Raw genomic sequence first — 18,675 nt, forward strand, 5'->3', positions numbered from 1 at the left:
CCGGGCCACCGCCGTCGAACCGGGAGTCAGAGCTTGAAGCCTTACCCGTTCACCGCCGTTGTCGGGATGCCGGATCTACGGCTGGCGCTGGTGCTTTCGGCGATCTCGCCGGCGATCGGCGGGGTGCTGGTGCGTGGCGAGAAGGGCACCGCGAAGTCCACCATGGTGCGTGCGCTGGCCGGTTTGCTGCCACGGGTGGACGTCGTCGACGATTGCCGGTTTTCGTGTGATCCGGCGAGCCCCGACCCCGGCTGCCCCGACGGCCCGCACGACGGCCCCTCGAAGCGGCGGCCCGCGCGGCTGGTCGAACTCCCGGTCGGCGCGGCCGAGGACCGTGTGATCGGTTCGCTCAACCTGGAACGCGCGCTCGGCGAAGGCGTCACCGACTATCAGCCCGGCCTGCTCGCCGCCGCGCATCGCGGGCTGCTGTACGTCGACGAAGTGAACCTCCTGCACGACCACTTGGTCGACGCGCTGCTCGACGCCGCCGCCATGGGCCGCGCGACGGTCGAGCGCGAAGGCGTTTCGGTGTCGCACGCGGCGCGGTTCGTGCTGATCGGGACCATGAACCCGGAGGAAGGCGAGCTGCGGCCGCAGCTGCTCGACCGGTTCGGGCTGACCGTCGAGGTCGCGTCCAGCCGTGATCCGGAACAGCGGGTCCAGGTGGTCCGGCGGCGGCTCGCCTACGAGGCCGACCCGGACGGTTTCGCCGGCCAGTACGCCGAGGACGACGCCAAGCTCGCGTCGGAAATCGAAGCGGCGCAAACACTTCTGCCGAACGTCCGGCTCGGCGACGACGCACTGCGCCAGATCGCCGAGGTCTGTGCCTCGTTCGAGGTCGACGGGATGCGCGCGGACATCGTCACGGCGCGCACGGCCGTCGCGCACGCCGCGTGGTCCGGCCGCGAGGATGTGACCACCGACGACATCCGTGTCGCGGCCAGGCTCGCGCTGCCGCACCGCCGCAGGCGCAACCCGTTCGACGCGCCGGGCATCGAGGAAGAGCAGCTCGAACAGGCGCTTCGCGACGCCGAGCCGCCGCAGGACCAAGGACCGGACGACGACGGCCCCGGCTCCGGCTCCGAGCCGCCCGCCGAGCAGGAGCCGCCTGCCGGGAGTTCGGACGACCAGCCCGGCGACGGGCAGGGGACGCAAAACGGCCAGCAGACGGTCGGCTCGGGGAAACCGTTCAAGGCCAGGCTGTTCACCCTCGACGGCACGGGGGAGGGCGCGCACGGCCGCCGGTCGCGTGCGATCACCGACACCGGGCGGACGATCGGCGTGAAGCCGTCGAGCGTGCGTGAGGGACATCCTCACCTGCTCGCGACGATCCGGGCGGCGGCGCCGCATCAGCGCGCGCGTGGCCGTGACGGCGCCGGGCTGGAGTTGCGCGGCCAGGATCTGCGGTTCGCGTTGCGGGAAGGGCGCGAGGGGAACCTCGTGCTGTTCTGTGTGGACGCTTCGGGCTCGATGGGTGCCAAGGCACGCATGCGCGAGGTCAAGTCGGCCGTGCTTTCGCTGCTTTTGGACGCTTATCAACGCCGGGACAAGGTCGGGCTGGTGACCTTCCGCGCCGCCGACGCCGAGCTCGCGTTGCCGCCGACGGTCAGTGTCGACGCCGCCGCGTCGCGGCTCGAAGGGTTGCCGACCGGCGGCCGCACTCCGCTCGCGGAGGGACTTTTGAAGGCCGCCAACGTGTTGCGGCTCGAAGCGATCCGGGACCCGAGGCGGCGGCCCCTGCTGGTCGTGGTGACCGACGGCCGCGCGACCAGCGGCGCCGACGCCGTCGCACGCTCACGCCAGGCCGCCGAGCTGCTGGCGGGCACCGGCGTCGCCTCGATCGTGATGGACTGCGAGAGCGGGAAGATGCGGCTCGGGCTCGCGGCGGAACTGGCGACGCGGCTCGGCGCCGAGCACGTGCCGCTGGCCGAGGTCGCCGCCGAATCGCTCGCGGGCGCGGTGCGCGCCAGGACCGGGAGGGCCGCGTAAATGCCACAGGGCAAACCGGAAGTCGTGCCCGAGGACGGGCTCACCACGCGGCAGCGCCGCAACCGGCCGCTGCTCGCCGTGCACACCGGCGCGATGAAGGGCAAGTCGACCGCGGCGTTCGGCATGGCGCTGCGCGCGTGGAACCAGGGCTGGTCGATCGGCGTGTTCCAGTTCGTGAAGTCGGCGAAGTGGAAGGTCGGCGAGGAGACCGCGTTCCGCGCGCTCGGCAAGGTGCACGAGGACACCGGGCAGGGCGGGCCGGTCGAGTGGCACAAGATGGGCGAGGGCTGGAGCTGGGCCCGCAAGTCCGGCACCGACGAGGACCACGCCGCCAACGCCCGCGACTGCTGGGCCGAGATCAAGCGCAGGCTGGTGGCCGAGCAGCACGACTTCTACGTGCTCGACGAGTTCAGCTACCTGCTGCACTGGGGCTGGATCGACGTCGACGACGTGGTCGAAGCGCTGACCACGCGCCCAGGGCACCAGCATGTCGTGATCACCGGCCGCAACGCGCCCGCGAAGCTCGTCGACGCCGCCGACCTGGTCGTCGAGATGACCAAGATCAAGCACCCGATGGACGCCGGGCAAAAGGGCCAGCGGGGCATCGAGTGGTAGCGCGGGTGGTCATCGCCGCGCCCGGTTCCGGGCACGGCAAGACCACGATCGCCGCAGGCTTGATGGCGGCCTTGCGCGCGCGAGGACATGTCGTCTCGGGCCACAAGGTCGGCCCCGACTTCATCGACCCGAGCTACCACGCGCTCGCCACCGGCAGGCCTGCCCGCAACCTCGACCCGTTCCTGCAGGGCGAGGACCGGCTGGTCCCGTTGCTGCGCCACGGTTCGGCAGGTGCCGACATCGCCGTGATCGAGGGCGTGATGGGCCTGTTCGACGGCGCGCTCGGCACCGAGGGCTACGCCTCGACCGCGCACGTCGCCCGGCTGCTGGGCGCGCCCGTCGTGCTCGTCGTCGACGCCAGCGCGGCCAGCCGCAGCGTTGCCGCGCTCGTGCTCGGCTTCGCCAACTACGACCCGCGCGTGCGCCTCGCCGGCGTCATCCTGAACAAGCTCGGCTCGCAGCGCCACGAAGACGAGATCGTCACCGCGCTGGAAGCGACGGGCGTGCCACTGCTGGGCGCGTTGCGGCGTAGCGACGACATCCACGCGCCGAGCCGTCACCTCGGCCTGGTGCCCGCCGCCGAGCGCTCCGCGGAATCCCAGCGCCTGCTGCCGGAACTCGCCGACTGGGTCGCCGGTGGCGTCGACCTCGAGGCCGTGGTCCGGGTAGCCCGCTCGGCCGCGCCGCTGACCGGCAAGGCCTGGGAGCCCGAGCTCACCCACGAGGGCCCGCGCGCCGTGGTCGCCGCCGCGGCCGGTGCCGCGTTCACCTTCCGCTACACCGAGACGGTCGAGCTGCTCGCCGCCGCGGGTGTCGACGTGGTCGACCTCGACCCGTTGCGCGACAACGACCTTCCCGAGCGCTGCGCCGGCCTCTACTTCGGCGGTGGCTTCCCCGAAGTGCACGCGGCCGAACTCTCCGCGAACCTCCCGCTGCGCCAGGCGGTCGCCGCCGCGGCGGGGCACGGGATGCCCGTGGTCGCCGAGTGTGCCGGGCTGCTCTATCTCAGCCGCGAGATCGACGGCATCCCGATGACCGGCGTGCTCGACGCCGCCGCGAAGATGACCAAGCGCGGCAAGCTCGGCTACCGCAAGGCCGTCGCGCTCGCCGACAACCTCGTCGCGACCGCGGGCCAGCGCGTCACCGGCCACGAGTTCCACCGCACCGAGCTGGAACCCGGCCACGGGCCGAACCCGGCCTGGGGCTGGGACCGCACCCCCGACGGCTTCGCCTCGCCGACGCTGCACGCCTCGTACCTGCACGTGCACTGGGCCGGGTATCCCGAGCTGGCCCGCCGCTTCGCCGCGGCCGTGCACGCCCAGCGCTTGGTGACAGCCGGTGGCTGACGTACCCGCCGGAGATGCCGACCAGCACGCTGACCAACACGACATCGACCAGCCCAGCGACGTTGGTCCCGACGCCCGCGCGCACCTGCACGCTGCCGCTCAGCCGGATGCCGACCAGCACGACATCCATCATCACGGCGACCGTGAGGTGGGCGAAGGCCTGGTGGACCTCGCGGTCAACGTCCGCCTGCCCGCTCCGCCGGACTGGCTGCGCGCCGAACTCGCCGCCGCACTCGACGACCTCGCCGCTTACCCTGACGTCACCGCGGCCACGGAAGCCTTGGCAGCAAGGCACTCTCGCCCTTCGTATGAAGTTTTGGCGACGGCCGGAGCCGCCGAAGCGTTCACCCTGATAGCTACCTCCTTCCGTCCGCGTAAAGCCGTTGTGGTGCATCCGCAGTTCACCGAGCCGGAGGCCGCGCTCAAAGCCGCCGGTCACGCTGTGCACCGCGTTGCTCTCTCTCCGGACAACGGTTTCCGTCTCGCCGAAGTTCCCGAAGACGCCGATCTCGTGTTCGTGGGCAATCCGACCAACCCGACTTCAGTTCTACACCCGGCCACCGACATTTTGGCGCTCGGCAGGCCGGGCCGGCTGGTCGTCGTCGACGAGGCGTTCCTCGACGCCGTGCCCGGTGAGACGGAAAGCCTTGCGGGACAATCACTCGAAGGGTTCGCGGTACTCCGCAGTCTCACCAAGACCTGGGGCATCGCCGGACTCCGCGCGGGCTACGTGCTCGCCGAGAAGTCCATTGTGGACAGACTGCGCGCGGTGCAGCCGCCGTGGTCAGTGTCGTCACTGGCCGCCGTCGCGATGATCGCGTGCAGCCGCCCGTCCGCTTTGGAGGAAGCCGAAAAGCTCGCCATCGCCGCGGAACACGACCGCGACTATCTGATCTCAGGACTTCAGGAACTCGGCGTCGAGGTGCTCGGCGAACCGAGGGGACCGTTCGTGCTGGTCCGTTTGCCGCACGCGGACCGAATTCGCTTGACCTTGCGCGAAGCCGGGTTCGCGGTCAGGCGCGGCGACACCTTTCCCGGACTGAGCACGGAATATCTGCGTATCGCGGTGCGTGACCGTGAAACGACCGATGCCTTCCTTCGTGCCCTGCTTTCGGCGGGTATTCGCTGACCGGTGGCGCGGTTAGGGTGTTTTCTCATGCGTCGTTGCCTGCTGCTCGTCGTCATGTTGATCGCCGCTTTCGCCACTCCCGCGTACGCCGCGCCCGCGCCGGGCGCGCCCGGTATCGCCTCGGCGTGGACGAGTGGCGCCAAAGAAGGACTCGGCACGTCGACGACCACGACGTCGAAGCTCTGGTACACCCTCGGCCAGGGCATCGTGAACGAGGTCTACTACCCGCAGGCCGACACGCCCGACGTGCAGGACCTGCAGTACATGGTCAGCGACGGCACGAGTTTCACCGACGAGGAGAAGGTCGCCACCACCCACCAGGTGAGCCTCGCCGACCCGAATTCCCTGACGTACCAGCAGGTCAACACCGCGACCAACGGCCGCTACCGGATCACCAAGACCTACGTCACCGACCCGGCGCGCGCGACGCTGCTCATCCGCACCCGCTTCCAGGTCCTCACCGGCGGCGCGCTGAAGTTGTTCGCGCTCTACAACCCGTCGCTCGGCAACTCCGGCATGGGCGACACCGGCGCGACCGCGAACGGCCAGCTCCAAGCCAGTGACGGCAACGTCGCCAGCGCGCTCGCCAGCTCGACCGGCTTCACCGCGCTGAGCAGCGGCTACTCCGGCACGTCGAGCGACGGCTGGCAGGACCTGACCCAGCACCGCGCGCTCACGAACCAGTACACCAGCGCCGACGCACCGGGAAACCTCGTGCAGACCGCGCAGATCCCGGTCGGCACGGACACCACGTTCACCCTCGCGCTCGGCTTCGGCGCGAGCCGCGCGGAAGCGTCGAGCACCGCGACGGCCTCGCTGACCAGCGGCTGGGCGGCGGTTTCGTCGAGCTACCAGACCGGCTGGCACAACTACCTCAACTCGGTCGCCGCGCCGCCGTCGAGCACCACCGGGATCACCCAGCAGTACAAGACCGCGGTGATGACCATCAAGGCGCACGAGGACAAGACCTATCGCGGCGCCTTCGTCGCGTCGCTCAGCATTCCGTGGGGTGACGCGCAGAACGCGGATTCCTGTTGTGCCGCCGGATATCACGCCGTCTGGGCCCGTGACCTCTACCAGATGGCGACCGCCGAAATCGCGGTCGGCGACTCGGCGGCGGCCAACCGCGCGCTCGACTACCTGTTCAACGTCCAGCTCCGCCCCGACGGTTCGTATCCGCAGAACACCCGGCTCGACGGCACCCCCGTCTTCGGAAGCCTGCAGATGGACGAGGTGTCGTTCCCGATCATCCTCGCCTGGCAACTCGGGCGCCGCGACGCCGCGACCTACGCGAAGATCAAGCCCTCAGCCGAATTCGTGTCGCACCACGGTCCCTCGACGCCGCAGGAGCGCTGGGAAGAGGCGGGTGGCTTCTCACCGTCCACACTCGCCGCGGAGATCGCCGCTCTCGTCTGCGCCGCCGACCTCGCGACCGCGAACAACGACCCCGGCGCCGCGTCGTACTACCTCCAGGTCGCCGACTCCTGGCGCGCGCAGGTCGACAACTGGACGTACACGACCACGGGATCGCTGGCGTCGCACGGGTATTACGAGCGCATCGACGACAACGGCAACCCCAACGACGGCCACAACCTCGGCATCGCGAACGGGGGTGGGAACTGGGACGAGCGCACGGTCGTCGACATGGGCTTCCTCGATCTGGTCCGGCTCGGCGTCAAGCGCGCCGACGACCCGCACATCACCGACTCGCTCAAGGTCGTCGACGCCAAGATCCGCGTCACCACACCGGCGGGCGACATCTGGTACCGCTACAACCACGACGGCTACGGCGAAACCGCCGACGGCAGGCCGTACACCGGCGTCGGCGTCGGCCGCCTCTGGCCGGTGCTGACCGGCGAACGCGGCGAGTACGCGGTCGCGACCGGCGCGCTCGGCACCGGCTACCTGCGCACCATGGCCGCGACGGCCAACGCGGGCGGCCAGATCCCCGAGCAGGTCTGGGACCGTGGCGCCGCGATCGGCACCGGCACCGGTTCCGCGACACCCTTGGCCTGGGCGCAGGCCCAGTTCGTCCGGCTCGCCGTGTCACTGAGCGCGGGCAAGAACGTCGAAACGCCTTCGATCGTCAAGCAGCGCTACGGAACCTAAACCAGCACGAACACCAGTGCGGCGGCCACAGCGGCTTCCACGCACGCGCCGAGCACGTCGCCGGTGACCCCGCCGAGTCGTTGACGGCACCGGGCGAGCAGCAACGTGGCGACGGCGTAACCGGCCACGATCGCGAGCGGCCCGTTCCACCAGCGCAAGCCGGGGGAGAGACTCGCCAAGCCCGCGGCCGCCAGCAGCACGCCCAAGGCCGCGCACCGGGGAACCGACTCCGCGACCGTCGCGCCGAGACCGGACGGCCGTGCCGACGGGACGCCGCGCACGCAGCAGAGCGAAAGCACACACCGGCCGGCGAGCATGGCGACGACCACCGCGACGATCCCGTGTCCACGAAGGATCGCGCCCGTCAAGGCTCCACATTGGACAAGCAGCACCAGCACCAGCGTCGCCACGCCGGTCGGCCCGGAATCGCCGCGCCGCATGACTTCCAGCGCCCGCTCACGGTCGTAGGACGCGCCGAGACCGTCCGCGGTGTCGGCCAGACCGTCCAAATGCAGGCCTCGGCTGCCGAGCGCGACCGCGCCCAGCGCCAGCGCGGCTGTCGCGAGCGGGAACAGGCCGATCGCGTCGCCGCCCCAGACGATCAGCGCGGCGACGGCGGCGAGCGGGATCGACGCGAGCGGAGCGAGCAGCATCGCTCCGCCGGCGACGCGCTTGTCGATGACCGTGGGCGCGGGCACCGGGATCGTGGTGAGTGTGCCCACGGCCATGCGCAAGGAGTTCAGCAAGGCTTAAGAACCCAAGTCGGCGAGCAAGCCCATGTCGGTCAGGATCGCGCGCGCGGCGCGCAGCGTCGGCACGGCTTGGACAGCGCCGCTGCCCTCGCCGAGACGGAGGCCGAGATCGAGGATCGGCTCAAGTCCCAGTGCCTTCAAGGCGAACGCTTGCGACGGCTCGGTCGACCGGTGCCCGGCGAGCCACCAGCGCTCCGCGCCCGGCGCGATCTCGCGTGCGACCACGGCCGCGGCACCGGAGAACACCCCGTCCAGCAGTACGGGAACGCCGCGAACGGCGCCCTGCACGAGGAAACCGGCGGTCGCGGCGGCGCAAGCGCTGCCCAACGCGGTCAGCAGCGCGAACGGGTCCTCGACCGAACCGGCGCGGGCCAAGGCGGCCGAAACCACCGCGACCTTGCGCTGCCTGCCTTCCTCGTCGATGCCCGTCCCCGTGCCGACCACCTCGTCGGCCGGCACGCCGAGCTGCGCCGCGACCAGCGCGGCGGCGACCGCGGTGTTCCCGATGCCCATGTCGCCGGGGATCAGCAGGTCCGCGCCCGCTTCGATCTCCTCGTCCGCGATCGCCCGTCCGGCTTCGAAGGCGCGCAGCGCCTCGCCGGGAGCGAGCGCGTCCTCGATGTCTATGGACCCGGAGCCACGCCGGATCTTGTGCGCCAAGACTTCGGCGGGCACGCCTTCGAGGTCGTCGTCGACGGCGATGTCCACCACGCGCACGCGCGCGCCGACGAGCCCGGCGAGCACGCTGACCCCGCTCTTGCCTGCCAGGAACACGCGCACCATGGCCGCGGTGACCTCGCGCGGATACGCCGAGCAGCCGCTGACCCCGTGGTCACCGGCGAACACGACCACCCGCACGTCACGCAGCTCGCGCGGCGGCACGCTGCCGTGCGCGGCGCTGAGCCAGGCGGCCAGGTCTTCCAGCCTGCCGAGCGCGCCGAGCGGTTTGACCAGCCCGTCGAGTCTCGTGCGGGCGGCCGCGTAGGCCGTTTCGTCAGGAAGCGGGATGTCCAGATTCACGTCGGCTCCTAGTGCAGGTCGAGCGCACGCCCCGCGACGACCAGCCGGACCCGGTCGGATTCGGCGGCCACGCGGCTGTTCAGGGTGCCCAGCACATCACGGAAAAGCCTGCCGGAGAACGTCGCGGGCACCACACCACTGCCGACCTCGTTGCTGACCGCGACGATCGGCACGCCGGCGCTCGCCCACGCGGCGAGGAAGTCCTCGAGCCGGTCGTCGAGACGGCGTTCCCAGCCCTTGCGCTGCTCCCACGCGCCGACCTCGTCGAGCACCCGGCTCAGCCAGGTGCCGAGGCAGTCGATGAGCAGCGGGCTGCGGGCGCTGCGCAGCACGGAGGTGAGGTCGCTGGTCTCGACCGTCCGCCAGGTCGACGGCCTGCGCGCGCGGTGCGCGGCGACCCGCGCCGCCCATTCGGGGTCGTCGTCGGTCGGCGGCAGCCCGGCGGCCACGTACACGACGTTGCCGTGGCGGGTCATCAGGTCCTCGGCGTGCCGTGACTTGCCCGATCTGACCCCGCCGAGGACCAGCACCTTGCCGTCTTCGCGCCCGTAGGAGCGCAGGGTGCGCGCCGCGGTCTCCAAAAGCGCCGCGAGCCGGAGCGTCAGCTTGGTCATAACCCCGCATTCTGGTGTAAACGCTACTGTTCGCCACGTGCCACGCTGTAGATCTTCACAAGCGGCCGGACTTGTCGCAGGGTACGCGGCTGACGTCGTTTTCGGTGACCCCCGCACAGCCCATCCTGTCGCGGCCTTCGGGCGGGCGGCGGGCGCGCTCGAGCGGCGGCTCTGGTCGGACTCGCGGCGTGCGGGCCTGGCCTATGCCGGGATCTGCGTCGGCACCGTGACCGGCGCGGGGGTGCTCGTCCAGCGTTTCACCCGAAATCGCCCGTTCGCCCGGTTTGTGGCGACCGCGGTGGCCACCTGGGTCGTACTCGGTGGCAGGGGCCTCGCCCACGAGGGCACGGTGATGGCCGATCTTCTCGACGACGCCGATCTCCCGTCCGCCCGGCGACGGCTCTCGCACCTCTGCGCCCGCGACGCCACCGGCCTCGAAGCGCCCGAACTCGCCCGCGCGGCGACCGAGTCCATCGCCGAGAACACCTCGGACGCGGTCATCGCGCCGCTGCTCTGGGGTGGCGTCGCCGGGATACCCGGGCTGCTCGGCTACCGCGCGCTGAACACGCTCGACGCCATGGTCGGCTACCGCTCGCCGCGCTACGAGAACTTCGGCTGGGCGTCCGCGCGCGCCGACGACGTCGCGAACCTCGTGCCGTCGCGGGTCGGCGCGGTGCTGACGGTCCTGTGCGCGGGCAAGTCGGCCGGGCGGGCTTGGCGGATCTGGCGGCGCGACGGCGCGCATCACCCGAGCCCGAACGCGGGCCAGGTCGAGTCGGCGTTCGCGGGCGCGCTCGGGATCCGGCTGGGCGGCGTCAACTCCTACGGCGGCCGCGCCGAGGACCGGGGCACACTCGGCGACGGGCCCGCCCCGGACGCCACCGACCTGCGGCGCTCGGTCCGGTTGTCGCGAGCGGTCGGCCTCGCCGCGCTCGCCGTCGCGGTGGCGGCCGCCCGATGAGGGGCCTGCTGGTCGCCGGCACCACGTCCGACGCGGGAAAGAGCCTGGTCACCGCCGGGATCTGCCGCTGGCTCGCCCGCCAGGGCCTGCGCGTCGCCCCGTTCAAGGCGCAGAACATGTCGAACAACTCGATGGTCTGCGCCGACGGCGCCGAGATCGGCCGCGCGCAATGGGTCCAGGCCCGCGCGGCGATGGTCGAGCCCGAGGCCGCGATGAATCCGGTGCTGCTGAAGCCGGGCAGCGATCGACGCAGTCACGTCATCGCGCTCGGCAAACCGTTCGGCACCCTGGAAGTGGGGGAGTACGCGACCGGCCGCGCGGGCCTGGCCGAGATCGCGTTCGACACCTTCGCCGCGTTGCGCACCCGCTTCGACGTCGTCGTCTGCGAAGGCGCCGGCAGCCCCGCCGAGATCAACCTCCGCGCGGGCGACTACGTGAACATGGGCCTGGCGCGCCGGTTCGACCTGCCGGTGGTCGTGGTCGGCGACATCGACCGCGGCGGCGTGATGGCGTCGATGTTCGGGACGCTCGCGTTGCTCAGCGCCGAGGACCAGGCGCTGATCTCGGGCTGGATCGTCAACAAGTTCCGTGGTGACGTCAGCCTCCTGCGCCCCGGACTGGACACGTTGGACCGGCTGACCGGGCGACCGGTGCTCGGCGTGCTCCCGTGGCTGCACGACGTGTGGATCGACTCCGAGGACGCGCTCGCCGCCGCGGGCTGGGGCGCGTCGGGGGGCACGCTGAAGGTGGCCGTCGTCCGGTTCCCCCGCGCCTCGAACGCGACCGATGTCGACGCGCTGGCGGCGGAGCCGGGCGTTTCGGTCAGCCTGACGGCGGATCCGGACACGGTCGCGTCGGCGGACATCGTGGTGCTGCCGGGGTCTCGCGCGACCGTCGACGACCTGCGGTGGCTGCGGGAGCGTGGGCTCGCCGATGCCGTCTTGCGGCGTTCTGGGCCGGTGCTGGGGATCTGCGGCGGGTACCAGATGCTGGGCTCGGAGATTTTCGACGACCTGGAGTCCGGGACCGGGCTTGTGCCTGGGCTTGGGCTTTTGCCTACGCGGGTGGTCTTTTCGGGCTCGAAGGTGCTCGCGCGGCCGCAGGGGGCTTGGCGGGGTCATCGGGTCGAGGCGTACGAAATCCACCACGGGATCGCGGAACCGACCGCTCCGGCTGAGGGCTTCCTCGACGGGTTCCGGTCAGGGAACGTCTGGGGAACCATGTGGCACGGCGCTTTCGAGAACGACGCCTTCCGGCGGGCTTGGCTTGTCGAAGCCGCCGGTCAAGCCGGTGTCGCCTGGTCGCCCACGGAAGGCGCGCCCGGCTTCGGCGCGCTGCGTGAGTCCATGCTCGACCGCCTCGCCGACGCGGTCGCGGAGAACCTCGACACCGACGCCTTGCTACGCCTTGCCGAGCACGGCGCCCCCGGCGCGCTCGCGTTTGTGCCGCCCGGGGCCGAGGGCTCGTGAGCGTTGCGGACGGTTCTAGCCCAATGTCGGGTAGTGAGGATCGGGCGGGTTGGTCAAGCTCGTTGCTCGGCTGCCTCGCTCGTGTCAGGGTCGTGGTCGGGCGTGGGTGAGGGCCTAGTTCGCTCGGATCCGTGGGGTGGGGGCCGAGTTCGACCGTATATACGGGTGAGGGAGGCCCTGACCCGTACGGTTCGGGTGAGGGCCTCCCTCACCCGAACCGAGCGTGGATGAAGGCTCCCTCTCATACCTGGGCCAAGAGCCTGGGTGAGTGCTGTTTGCGGCGTCCAACGCCGCAAACCGCACTCACCCTGTCCTCAACGACCCTCAGGCACTGGACAAGCAGGTTGACCGTGCGGGTTTTGCGTCGTTCAACGACGCATTTCCCACACAGCCACCTCGGCCGCAGCCGAGCACCAGACACGCCACCTTGACCTACCGCTCAATAGAACCGGCCGCATCACTCACGACTCAGTTGAACTCGGGGAGGTGGAGGGCGCGGCGCACGTCGAGGATGTCCTTGGCTGTGCTGTCGCGCAGGTAGTCGGCTTGCGCCGCGTTCGCCTCTTCGCCGGTCGTGGCGTCGGAAGCCCGTTGCCAGTCGCGGGTTTCGGTCGACAGCCCGGAGAGCAGCGCGGTGACGTGTGGCTGAACGTCGGCGGGCCAGCTCGCCGAGCTGAGGTCGCTGGTCTCCTTGGCCAGTACTGGCACCATTTCCCGGGCGAAGGCCTGCCGGTCCGGCCATGCCATGGTCACGTTGTGGACCCTCGGGAGGTTGCGTTCGTAGGACTCGACCGCGGTGAGGAACCGCCGCTGGTCGGCGGTGTACGGCTCGCCCAGCTTGCTGACCGGCGCGGCGAGTTGATCGGCTGCGCCGCGGAAGACGCAGTAGGACTGGTTTCGGGCGCTGGCGACGTCGATCTTCAAGCCGGGGTGGTTCAGCTCCGGATCCAGGTACTTCCTCGCTTCGACGGCGCACCGGTCGGCGACGACGCCCGTGCCGGTTTCGAGTTTCGCGAACGCCTCCACGTCGTGTGGCTCGGCGCAGCTCTTCCCGGAAAGCTCTCCGCCGTTCTCGACGACGAAACAGTCGCCGGGGCTCGGGTCGGCGGCGGTGCCGAAGTTGGTGAACAGGTCCCGGTAGCCGTTGAGGTTGGTCACCAGCACGGCCGTCCAGACGCAGAACCCGACGATGCCCGCGATCGCGAAACCCTTGCCGCGCTGGCCTGTCTTCTTGATCTGGGACAGCGCGATGATCCCCAACAGTGCGGCGAACATGCCGCCGAGCAGGCCCGCGATGAGCGCGGCGATCGCGAACCGGTTGAACTTCGGCCGGTCGCGTTCGTGCTCGGCGCGCATCAGCTCTTCGAACGAATGCGTGGTGTCCGTCATGAAAATCCCCCAGTGAAGTCCCCCGGCCCAGCAAGCATTTTAGCCGGTCACGGACGCAAGGCCCGGAGCAGGAGTGCGATGACCGAGTCGCAGTACTCACTGGTCAGCGGGCCGGTGCGCAGAAGCCAGCGGTAGTAGAACGAGCCGTAGAACATGTCGACCGCGGCGTCCAGGTCGACATCCGCGATGCCTGCCACGCGCAGACGTTCTTTGGTGGCCTCAAGCCAAGGGCCCATCAAGCGCTCATTTAGTTGCTGCGACAGCTTTTCGTCGTTCTGGATCGCCGTGAGGAGCGAGCGGTAGAAGCGGGCGAACGAGTCGTCCGCCAGCTGGCCGACGGTCGACTGCAGCACGATCTTCAAGTCGGCTTCGAGGTCATCGGACGTCGGAAAGCTAAGACCCGCGTCCGCGTTTGTCAAAGCCAGATAAGCGTCGAGGACGACCGCGCCTTTGTCAGGCCACCAGCGGTAAATCGTCTGCTTGCCGACGCCTGCGCGTGAAGCGACGCCTTCGATCGTCAGCTTCTGGTAACCGACTTCGCTGACCAGCTCGGTGGCGGCGGTGAGGATCGCCTGGCGTGATCGTTCGCTGCGGCGGGCTGGGTCTGGGGTCTTGACGTTCTCCGGCATGGGTGTCATCGTAGCACCAACGAGACGAGACGGACCGTCTCGCCAAGCGAAGGAGAAGCTCATGAACGACCGCGTCTGGCTCATCACCGGCATCAGCCGGGGCTTCGGCCGCCTCATCGCCGAGCACGCGCTCGCCGCCGGGGACCGGGTCATCGGCACCGCACGGCAGCCGCTCGACGATCTCGTCGCCGAGCACGACGGCAGACTCGTCGTGCTGCCGCTGGACGTCACCGACCGCGCGGCCGTCTTCGAGACGGTCGAGAAGGCCGTCGAGGCGTTCGGAAGGATCGACGTCGTCGTCAACAACGCGGGCCACGGGCTCGCGGGCACCGTCGAAGAAGTCAGCGAAGCCGACGCGCGTGCGTTGCTGGACACCAACTTCTTCGGCGCGCTGTGGGTGACTCAGGCCGTGCTGCCGCAGCTGCGCGAGCAGGGTTCCGGGCACATCATCCAGATGTCGAGCGTGTCCGGTTTGATGGGCGTGCCGACGCTCGGGCTCTACTCGGCCAGCAAGTTCGCGCTGGAAGGCCTGAGCGACTCGCTCGCGCAGGAGCTCGCGCCGTTCGGGATCGCCGTGACACTCGTCGAGCCGCGTATCTACGCGACGGATTTCCTTGGCCGCAGCATGAAGTTGTCCACCTTCATGCCCGAGTACCAGCCCGTCCGCGAGGCGCTGATGACCCAGTACGAAGGCGCCGCGCCCGGCGACCCGGCGAGGGTCGCCGAGGCCATGCTGAAACTGGCCTCGAGCGACACCCCGCCGCGCCGGCTGCTGCTCGGTGACGGCGATTTCGACGTCATTCTCGACGTCCACCGGCAGCGGATCAGCGAATGGAGCGCATGGGAAGCGGTCAGCCGCGCTGCGGGCTGAGTCCGCGCAGGAAAGCGAGCGAAGGCATGAAGAAGTACTCGCCGCCCTTCATCGTGACCGCCTGCGGGGACGGCGCCGCGGTCTTGGTGACGTCAGAACCCCACTCGGTCGCGTAGGTCGGGTCGTCGGTGCGCGGCCCTTGCCCGATCACCAGATCGCGCCCGGGGTTCGAAGCGCCCTCGGGCACCAGCGGGAAACCGGCCCCGTTGGCCCAGTTCGCCTGCACGAAGTCGAACTGCTCGCCGATGTTCGAGTTGAACGCCATGAACAGCAGCCCGACACCGCCGGTCGGCCGCGCCGACGGCGGGAGGTCGGCGTTCGGGTCGTCGAGACGTTCGCCGTAGGTCTGGCCGCGGCGGGCCATGATGTGCAGCCGTTCGGCTTCGACCGGCTCGAAACCGCCGGAACCACGCGGATTGCTCTTGCGGATGTGCGCGTGGAACGGGCACTTGTGGCCCTCGCCGTCGCTGTCGTAGCTGAAGTCGTTCGGCACCGGGCCGTGCGCGCCCGCCTCGCGATGATCGGTGACGGGAGTGCCGTCCTCGAACCGGCCGACGATCAACGCGCCCGCCCGCTCCCGGTCTTCGCCTTCGAAACCGAGCTCGTCCGCGAGATCCTGTTCCGCCTGCTTGAACCGGCGCACGTTCTGTTCCAGCTTGCGGAAGACGAAATAGCTCCCGAAATGCAGTCCGGGATCCGGCGCCGCCGGGTCCGCGACGACGACCCTGTCGAGCCCGAAGCGCGGATCCCATTCGTCGACGCCGTCTGTCTCGTCGCGCTCGTCTTCGTAATCTTCGAGCAGGAACAACGGCTGGCTACGGCCGTCGACATAACCGAAATGCTCGATCGGATCGCCCTGGGCGTTCACATGCGTGAAGCCGGTTTCCTCGCCGAGAATGATCACCGAATCCGGCATCAGATCCTCGACCTGACCGCGGCGCGCCGCCATGCCCGCGTCCGTGGCGTCGCCGATCAGCACCACCGCGTCGATGTCGTCGCGGAACGCGGAATCCCAGCCGGACCTGGGCGGATCGTTGAGCTTGCGCCGAATTTCGGCCGACTTCATGCCCGAGGTGAACGACCGGTCGGCCGGCCGGTTCTCCTCGGGGATGTCCAGTTTCCCGTACCCGCTCGCGGTGAGGCCGACGCCGACATAAGGCGAACTCTTGGTGCCGTCGCTTTTGAAGGCTTCGATTTCCAGCAGATGATCTTTCGCGGACTTCATCAGCCCGGCGAGCCCGGTCAGGAAAACCGCCGCCTCGTCGGTGTCTTCGAACGAAAGAAACAGCATGGAAAGGTGATCACGAACATGTGCCTTGACTATATTGGGCTGCAGCTCGTCGAGAATCCGGACCGTCTCGTCCGCTGATTTCCAGCGCAACGGTGCGGACAGGTCGATGCTCATCTTGAGTCCCCCTCAAGAGTCGGATGACGCCGGCCCTCCGAATCCCCCTAAGACCCGCGGCGCCACCTTCTGGCCCGACAACGAACAAGGGCTCGTGAGTGTTCCCGACGGTTCTAACCGTTGAGAACACTCACGAGCCCAAGGAAAAGTCAGGCGACCGCGACGGCCTTCTTCGCGAAGACGCGCTCGGCGAGCGCGCCGAACGTCAGCCCGAGCACGGTCCACAGCACCAGCTGGGTGCCGATCGACGACACACGGAACGTCCACAGCGTCGACGCCGGGAAGTCGCCGCCGACCTCGTCGATGATCGGCATCAGCCAGGCGCAGACCGCCATCACGACGACGTACCCGCCGATGCCGAGCAGCCCGGCCGTCCACGCGCCGAACTTGGCCGTCAGCCTGCCGCGCAGCACCACGGCCAGCACGGCGACGATCAGTGACAGCGCGACGAAGCCGAAGTACAGCCCGGTCCGCTCACCGATGGTCTCCGCCTTGCCGACCGCGGGCGGATTGCCCGGATACTTCAGGAACGGCACGAAGAACACGACCGCGAAGGCGAACGCGCCGAGCGCCGCCGCGGTCAGTCTCGGCCGCAGCTTGCCCACGCGCCCGTAGACGAACGCGAAGGCGAGCGAGAACAGGCCGCCGATCGCGGTGCCGTAGACGCCGACGGCGACCAGCAGGCCGAGCGTGCTCTGCACGTCGCGGCTCACCAGTTCCTCTTCGGGCTCCGCGGCCGCGCCGTGGTCGTGCGCGGCGGGCGGCGCGGGGTCGTGCGTGTGGGAATGCGCGGCGGCACCGGCTTCTTCGATGCCGATGGCGGCGTTGATCGACGGCTCGCCGAAGAAGTACGCGAACAAGGTCGCGAGCACACCGGCGATCAGGCCCGCGAGCATGCCGCGGACCAGGAGGGTCCTCATCATTTTCGGTTGGTCCCCGCCCGCGCTCAGTGGCAGGGGAAGGCCAGCAGGTGCCGGCCGTCGTGAGCGAACTCGTGGATGTACATGTTGTCGAACAGCGCGAACGCGCCCTGTTCGGCGCCGACGAAGTACACCGCGATCAGGCCGAGCAGCACGGTGAACAGCGCCCACGGCAGTATCTCGCGGACCGGGATCCTGATCGGCACCGCGGGGAACGCGGGAGCTACGGCTTGGGTCGTCATGGGGGAAGGCCTCCTCGGGCTTGCGCGGCCACTTCGGGAACATGCGACGGGCCCGGGTCTGACTCGCCCGCGTGCTTTCACGGGCTCACAGTGGCGCGTCCGTGCGGGTTCTCACCGCTTCCGGAGTCCGTCGCCTAGCGTGGATGAGGGTAGGTGTGGCGGCCTGGGCCGGTCAATGTGAGGTACGCATAAAGCTCGGCACGATCAGTTGCAAGGTGGTTACGGCACGTTCCGACGAAAAGCCGAAGTGGGCTGTTCGGGTATTCCTGTTCCACCAGCAGACTGAGTGAAGCTGACGGAGAAAGCGATTGACCGTGCATAATCTTGCACATGACGCGATCGTTCATGGCTGACGAGATCGCAAGCCAGCCCGCGTGCTGGCGCCAGGCCGCCAAGCTGATCCACTCAGCGGGAGACCGGTTGCCCGCCAAGGGCGCCAGCGTCGCGGTCGTCGGCTGCGGGACCTCCCGCTACATCGGCGAGTGCTACGCCGCGCTGCGCGAAGCCGCCGGGCTCGGGCACACGGACGCGTTCGCCGCGTCGGAGTTCCCCGGCCGCCGCCGCTACGACCACGTGCTCGCCATCTCGCGCTCCGGCACCACGACCGAGGTGCTGCACCTGCTCGAATGGCTGCGCGGGGTCACCCCGACCACGGTGATCACCGCGGTGCCGCGCGAGATCGGCGACCGCGCCGACACCGTCATCGACCTCTCGTTCAGCGACGAGCGCTCGGTGGTGCAGACCAGGTTCGCGACGACCACGCTCGCGCTGCTGCGCACGCACACCGGCGAGGACCTCGCGAAGGCGACGGCGGAGGCCGAGATGCTGCTCGTCGAGCCGGTGCCCGACCGGGTACGCACGGCGAGCCAGTTCACCTTCCTCGGCACCGGCTGGACGATCGGGCTCGCGCACGAGGCCGCGCTGAAGTTCCGCGAGGCCACGCTGAGCTGGACCGAGTCCTATCCGGCGTGGGAGTACCGGCACGGCCCGATCAGCATCGGCGAGCCGGGCAGGGTGACCTGGATGTTCGGCAAGCCGCCGCCCGGACTGGCCGAGGACGTCGCGAAGACCGGCGCGTTGTTCATCGAGAGCGCGCTCGACCCGCTCGCCGACCTCGTGCGCGCCCAGCTGGTCGCCGCGGCGATCGCGACCGACCGTGGTCTGGACCCCGACAGCCCACGGAACCTGACTCGCTCGGTGGTACTGCGGTAAGAA

General features: G+C 69.8%; 17 protein-coding genes. 9 read left to right on the top strand and 8 right to left on the bottom strand.

What is annotated here, in order from left to right; genetic code table 11:
• Positions 1-33 precede the first annotated feature (33 nt).
• From AB5J62_RS08165 to AB5J62_RS08185, 5 genes are all read left to right on the top strand, one after another.
• Positions 34-1,989: a putative cobaltochelatase gene (locus AB5J62_RS08165; RefSeq protein WP_370947525.1), complete on the top strand. Its 1,956-nt coding sequence runs from the start codon at positions 34-36 to the stop codon at positions 1,987-1,989.
• Positions 1,990-2,604 carry a cob(I)yrinic acid a,c-diamide adenosyltransferase gene (cobO, locus tag AB5J62_RS08170; protein ID WP_370947526.1) on the top strand — a complete coding sequence of 205 codons (615 nt, stop codon included), beginning with the start codon at positions 1,990-1,992 and terminating at the stop codon, positions 2,602-2,604.
• Positions 2,598-3,950, top strand: a complete 1,353-nt coding sequence (locus AB5J62_RS08175) for a cobyrinate a,c-diamide synthase (RefSeq protein ID WP_370947527.1) — start codon at positions 2,598-2,600, stop codon at positions 3,948-3,950. The genes cobO and AB5J62_RS08175 overlap by 7 nt, the downstream gene beginning before the upstream one ends.
• Before the next feature lie 85 nt (positions 3,951-4,035).
• A complete protein-coding gene (gene cobC / locus AB5J62_RS08180; protein WP_370950207.1) occupies positions 4,036-5,079 on the top strand; it encodes an Rv2231c family pyridoxal phosphate-dependent protein CobC in 1,044 nt (347 codons plus the stop codon).
• 27 nt (positions 5,080-5,106) lie between these two features.
• Positions 5,107-7,188, top strand: a complete 2,082-nt coding sequence (locus tag AB5J62_RS08185; RefSeq protein ID WP_370947528.1) for a glucan 1,4-alpha-glucosidase — start codon at positions 5,107-5,109, stop codon at positions 7,186-7,188.
• Here AB5J62_RS08185 and AB5J62_RS08190 read toward each other — a convergent pair.
• Genes AB5J62_RS08190 through AB5J62_RS08200 form a run of 3 tightly spaced genes read right to left on the bottom strand, consistent with a single transcriptional unit; the run spans position 7,185 to position 9,574 of the window.
• Positions 7,185-7,916 (bottom strand): adenosylcobinamide-GDP ribazoletransferase, encoded by a 732-nt coding sequence (locus AB5J62_RS08190; RefSeq protein ID WP_370947529.1) that lies wholly within the window; start codon positions 7,914-7,916, stop codon positions 7,185-7,187. The genes AB5J62_RS08185 and AB5J62_RS08190 overlap by 4 nt on opposite strands.
• Before the next feature lie 21 nt (positions 7,917-7,937).
• Positions 7,938-8,954: a nicotinate-nucleotide--dimethylbenzimidazole phosphoribosyltransferase gene (gene cobT / locus AB5J62_RS08195; protein WP_370950208.1), complete on the bottom strand. Its 1,017-nt coding sequence runs from the start codon at positions 8,952-8,954 to the stop codon at positions 7,938-7,940.
• Between the two features lie 14 nt (positions 8,955-8,968).
• A complete protein-coding gene (locus AB5J62_RS08200; RefSeq protein WP_370947530.1) occupies positions 8,969-9,574 on the bottom strand; it encodes a bifunctional adenosylcobinamide kinase/adenosylcobinamide-phosphate guanylyltransferase in 606 nt (201 codons plus the stop codon).
• A 37-nt stretch (positions 9,575-9,611) separates the two neighbouring features.
• On the opposite strand from AB5J62_RS08200, the gene AB5J62_RS08205 reads away from it, so the two are divergent.
• Both AB5J62_RS08205 and AB5J62_RS08210 read left to right on the top strand, forming a co-directional pair.
• Positions 9,612-10,535 (top strand): cobalamin biosynthesis protein, encoded by a 924-nt coding sequence (locus tag AB5J62_RS08205; RefSeq protein ID WP_370947531.1) that lies wholly within the window; start codon positions 9,612-9,614, stop codon positions 10,533-10,535.
• On the top strand, positions 10,532-12,004 hold the full coding sequence (locus tag AB5J62_RS08210; RefSeq protein WP_370947532.1) for a cobyric acid synthase: 1,473 nt from the start codon (positions 10,532-10,534) through the stop codon (positions 12,002-12,004). The genes AB5J62_RS08205 and AB5J62_RS08210 overlap by 4 nt, the downstream gene beginning before the upstream one ends.
• Before the next feature lie 468 nt (positions 12,005-12,472).
• Here AB5J62_RS08210 and AB5J62_RS08215 read toward each other — a convergent pair whose 3' ends face one another.
• Together AB5J62_RS08215 and AB5J62_RS08220 are read right to left on the bottom strand one after the other, a co-directional pair.
• Positions 12,473-13,393 (bottom strand): DUF4190 domain-containing protein, encoded by a 921-nt coding sequence (locus tag AB5J62_RS08215; protein WP_370947533.1) that lies wholly within the window; start codon positions 13,391-13,393, stop codon positions 12,473-12,475.
• 47 nt (positions 13,394-13,440) lie between these two features.
• A complete protein-coding gene (locus tag AB5J62_RS08220; protein WP_370947534.1) occupies positions 13,441-14,022 on the bottom strand; it encodes a TetR/AcrR family transcriptional regulator in 582 nt (193 codons plus the stop codon).
• Between the two features lie 61 nt (positions 14,023-14,083).
• Here AB5J62_RS08220 and AB5J62_RS08225 point away from each other — a divergent pair, with 61 nt between their 5' ends.
• Positions 14,084-14,893, top strand: coding sequence for an SDR family NAD(P)-dependent oxidoreductase (locus tag AB5J62_RS08225; RefSeq protein ID WP_370947535.1), 810 nt, complete (start codon positions 14,084-14,086; stop codon positions 14,891-14,893).
• Here the strand turns inward: AB5J62_RS08225 and AB5J62_RS08230 are convergent.
• The 3 genes from AB5J62_RS08230 to AB5J62_RS08240 form a co-directional block, all read right to left on the bottom strand.
• Positions 14,874-16,298, bottom strand: a complete 1,425-nt coding sequence (locus tag AB5J62_RS08230) for a Dyp-type peroxidase (protein ID WP_370947536.1) — start codon at positions 16,296-16,298, stop codon at positions 14,874-14,876. The genes AB5J62_RS08225 and AB5J62_RS08230 overlap by 20 nt on opposite strands.
• A 149-nt stretch (positions 16,299-16,447) precedes the next feature.
• Complete coding sequence (locus tag AB5J62_RS08235) at positions 16,448-17,221, bottom strand: CbtA family protein (RefSeq protein WP_370947537.1); 774 nt, start codon at positions 17,219-17,221, stop codon at positions 16,448-16,450.
• 23 nt (positions 17,222-17,244) lie between these two features.
• Positions 17,245-17,460, bottom strand: a complete 216-nt coding sequence (locus tag AB5J62_RS08240; protein WP_370947538.1) for a CbtB domain-containing protein — start codon at positions 17,458-17,460, stop codon at positions 17,245-17,247.
• A gap of 330 nt (positions 17,461-17,790) precedes the next feature.
• On the opposite strand from AB5J62_RS08240, the gene AB5J62_RS08245 reads away from it, so the two are divergent.
• Positions 17,791-18,672: an SIS domain-containing protein gene (locus AB5J62_RS08245; protein WP_370947539.1), complete on the top strand. Its 882-nt coding sequence runs from the start codon at positions 17,791-17,793 to the stop codon at positions 18,670-18,672.
• The last annotated feature ends 3 nt before the right edge of the window (positions 18,673-18,675 follow it).

This window comes from Amycolatopsis sp. cg5, assembly GCF_041346955.1.
Taxonomy (GTDB): domain Bacteria; phylum Actinomycetota; class Actinomycetes; order Mycobacteriales; family Pseudonocardiaceae; genus Amycolatopsis.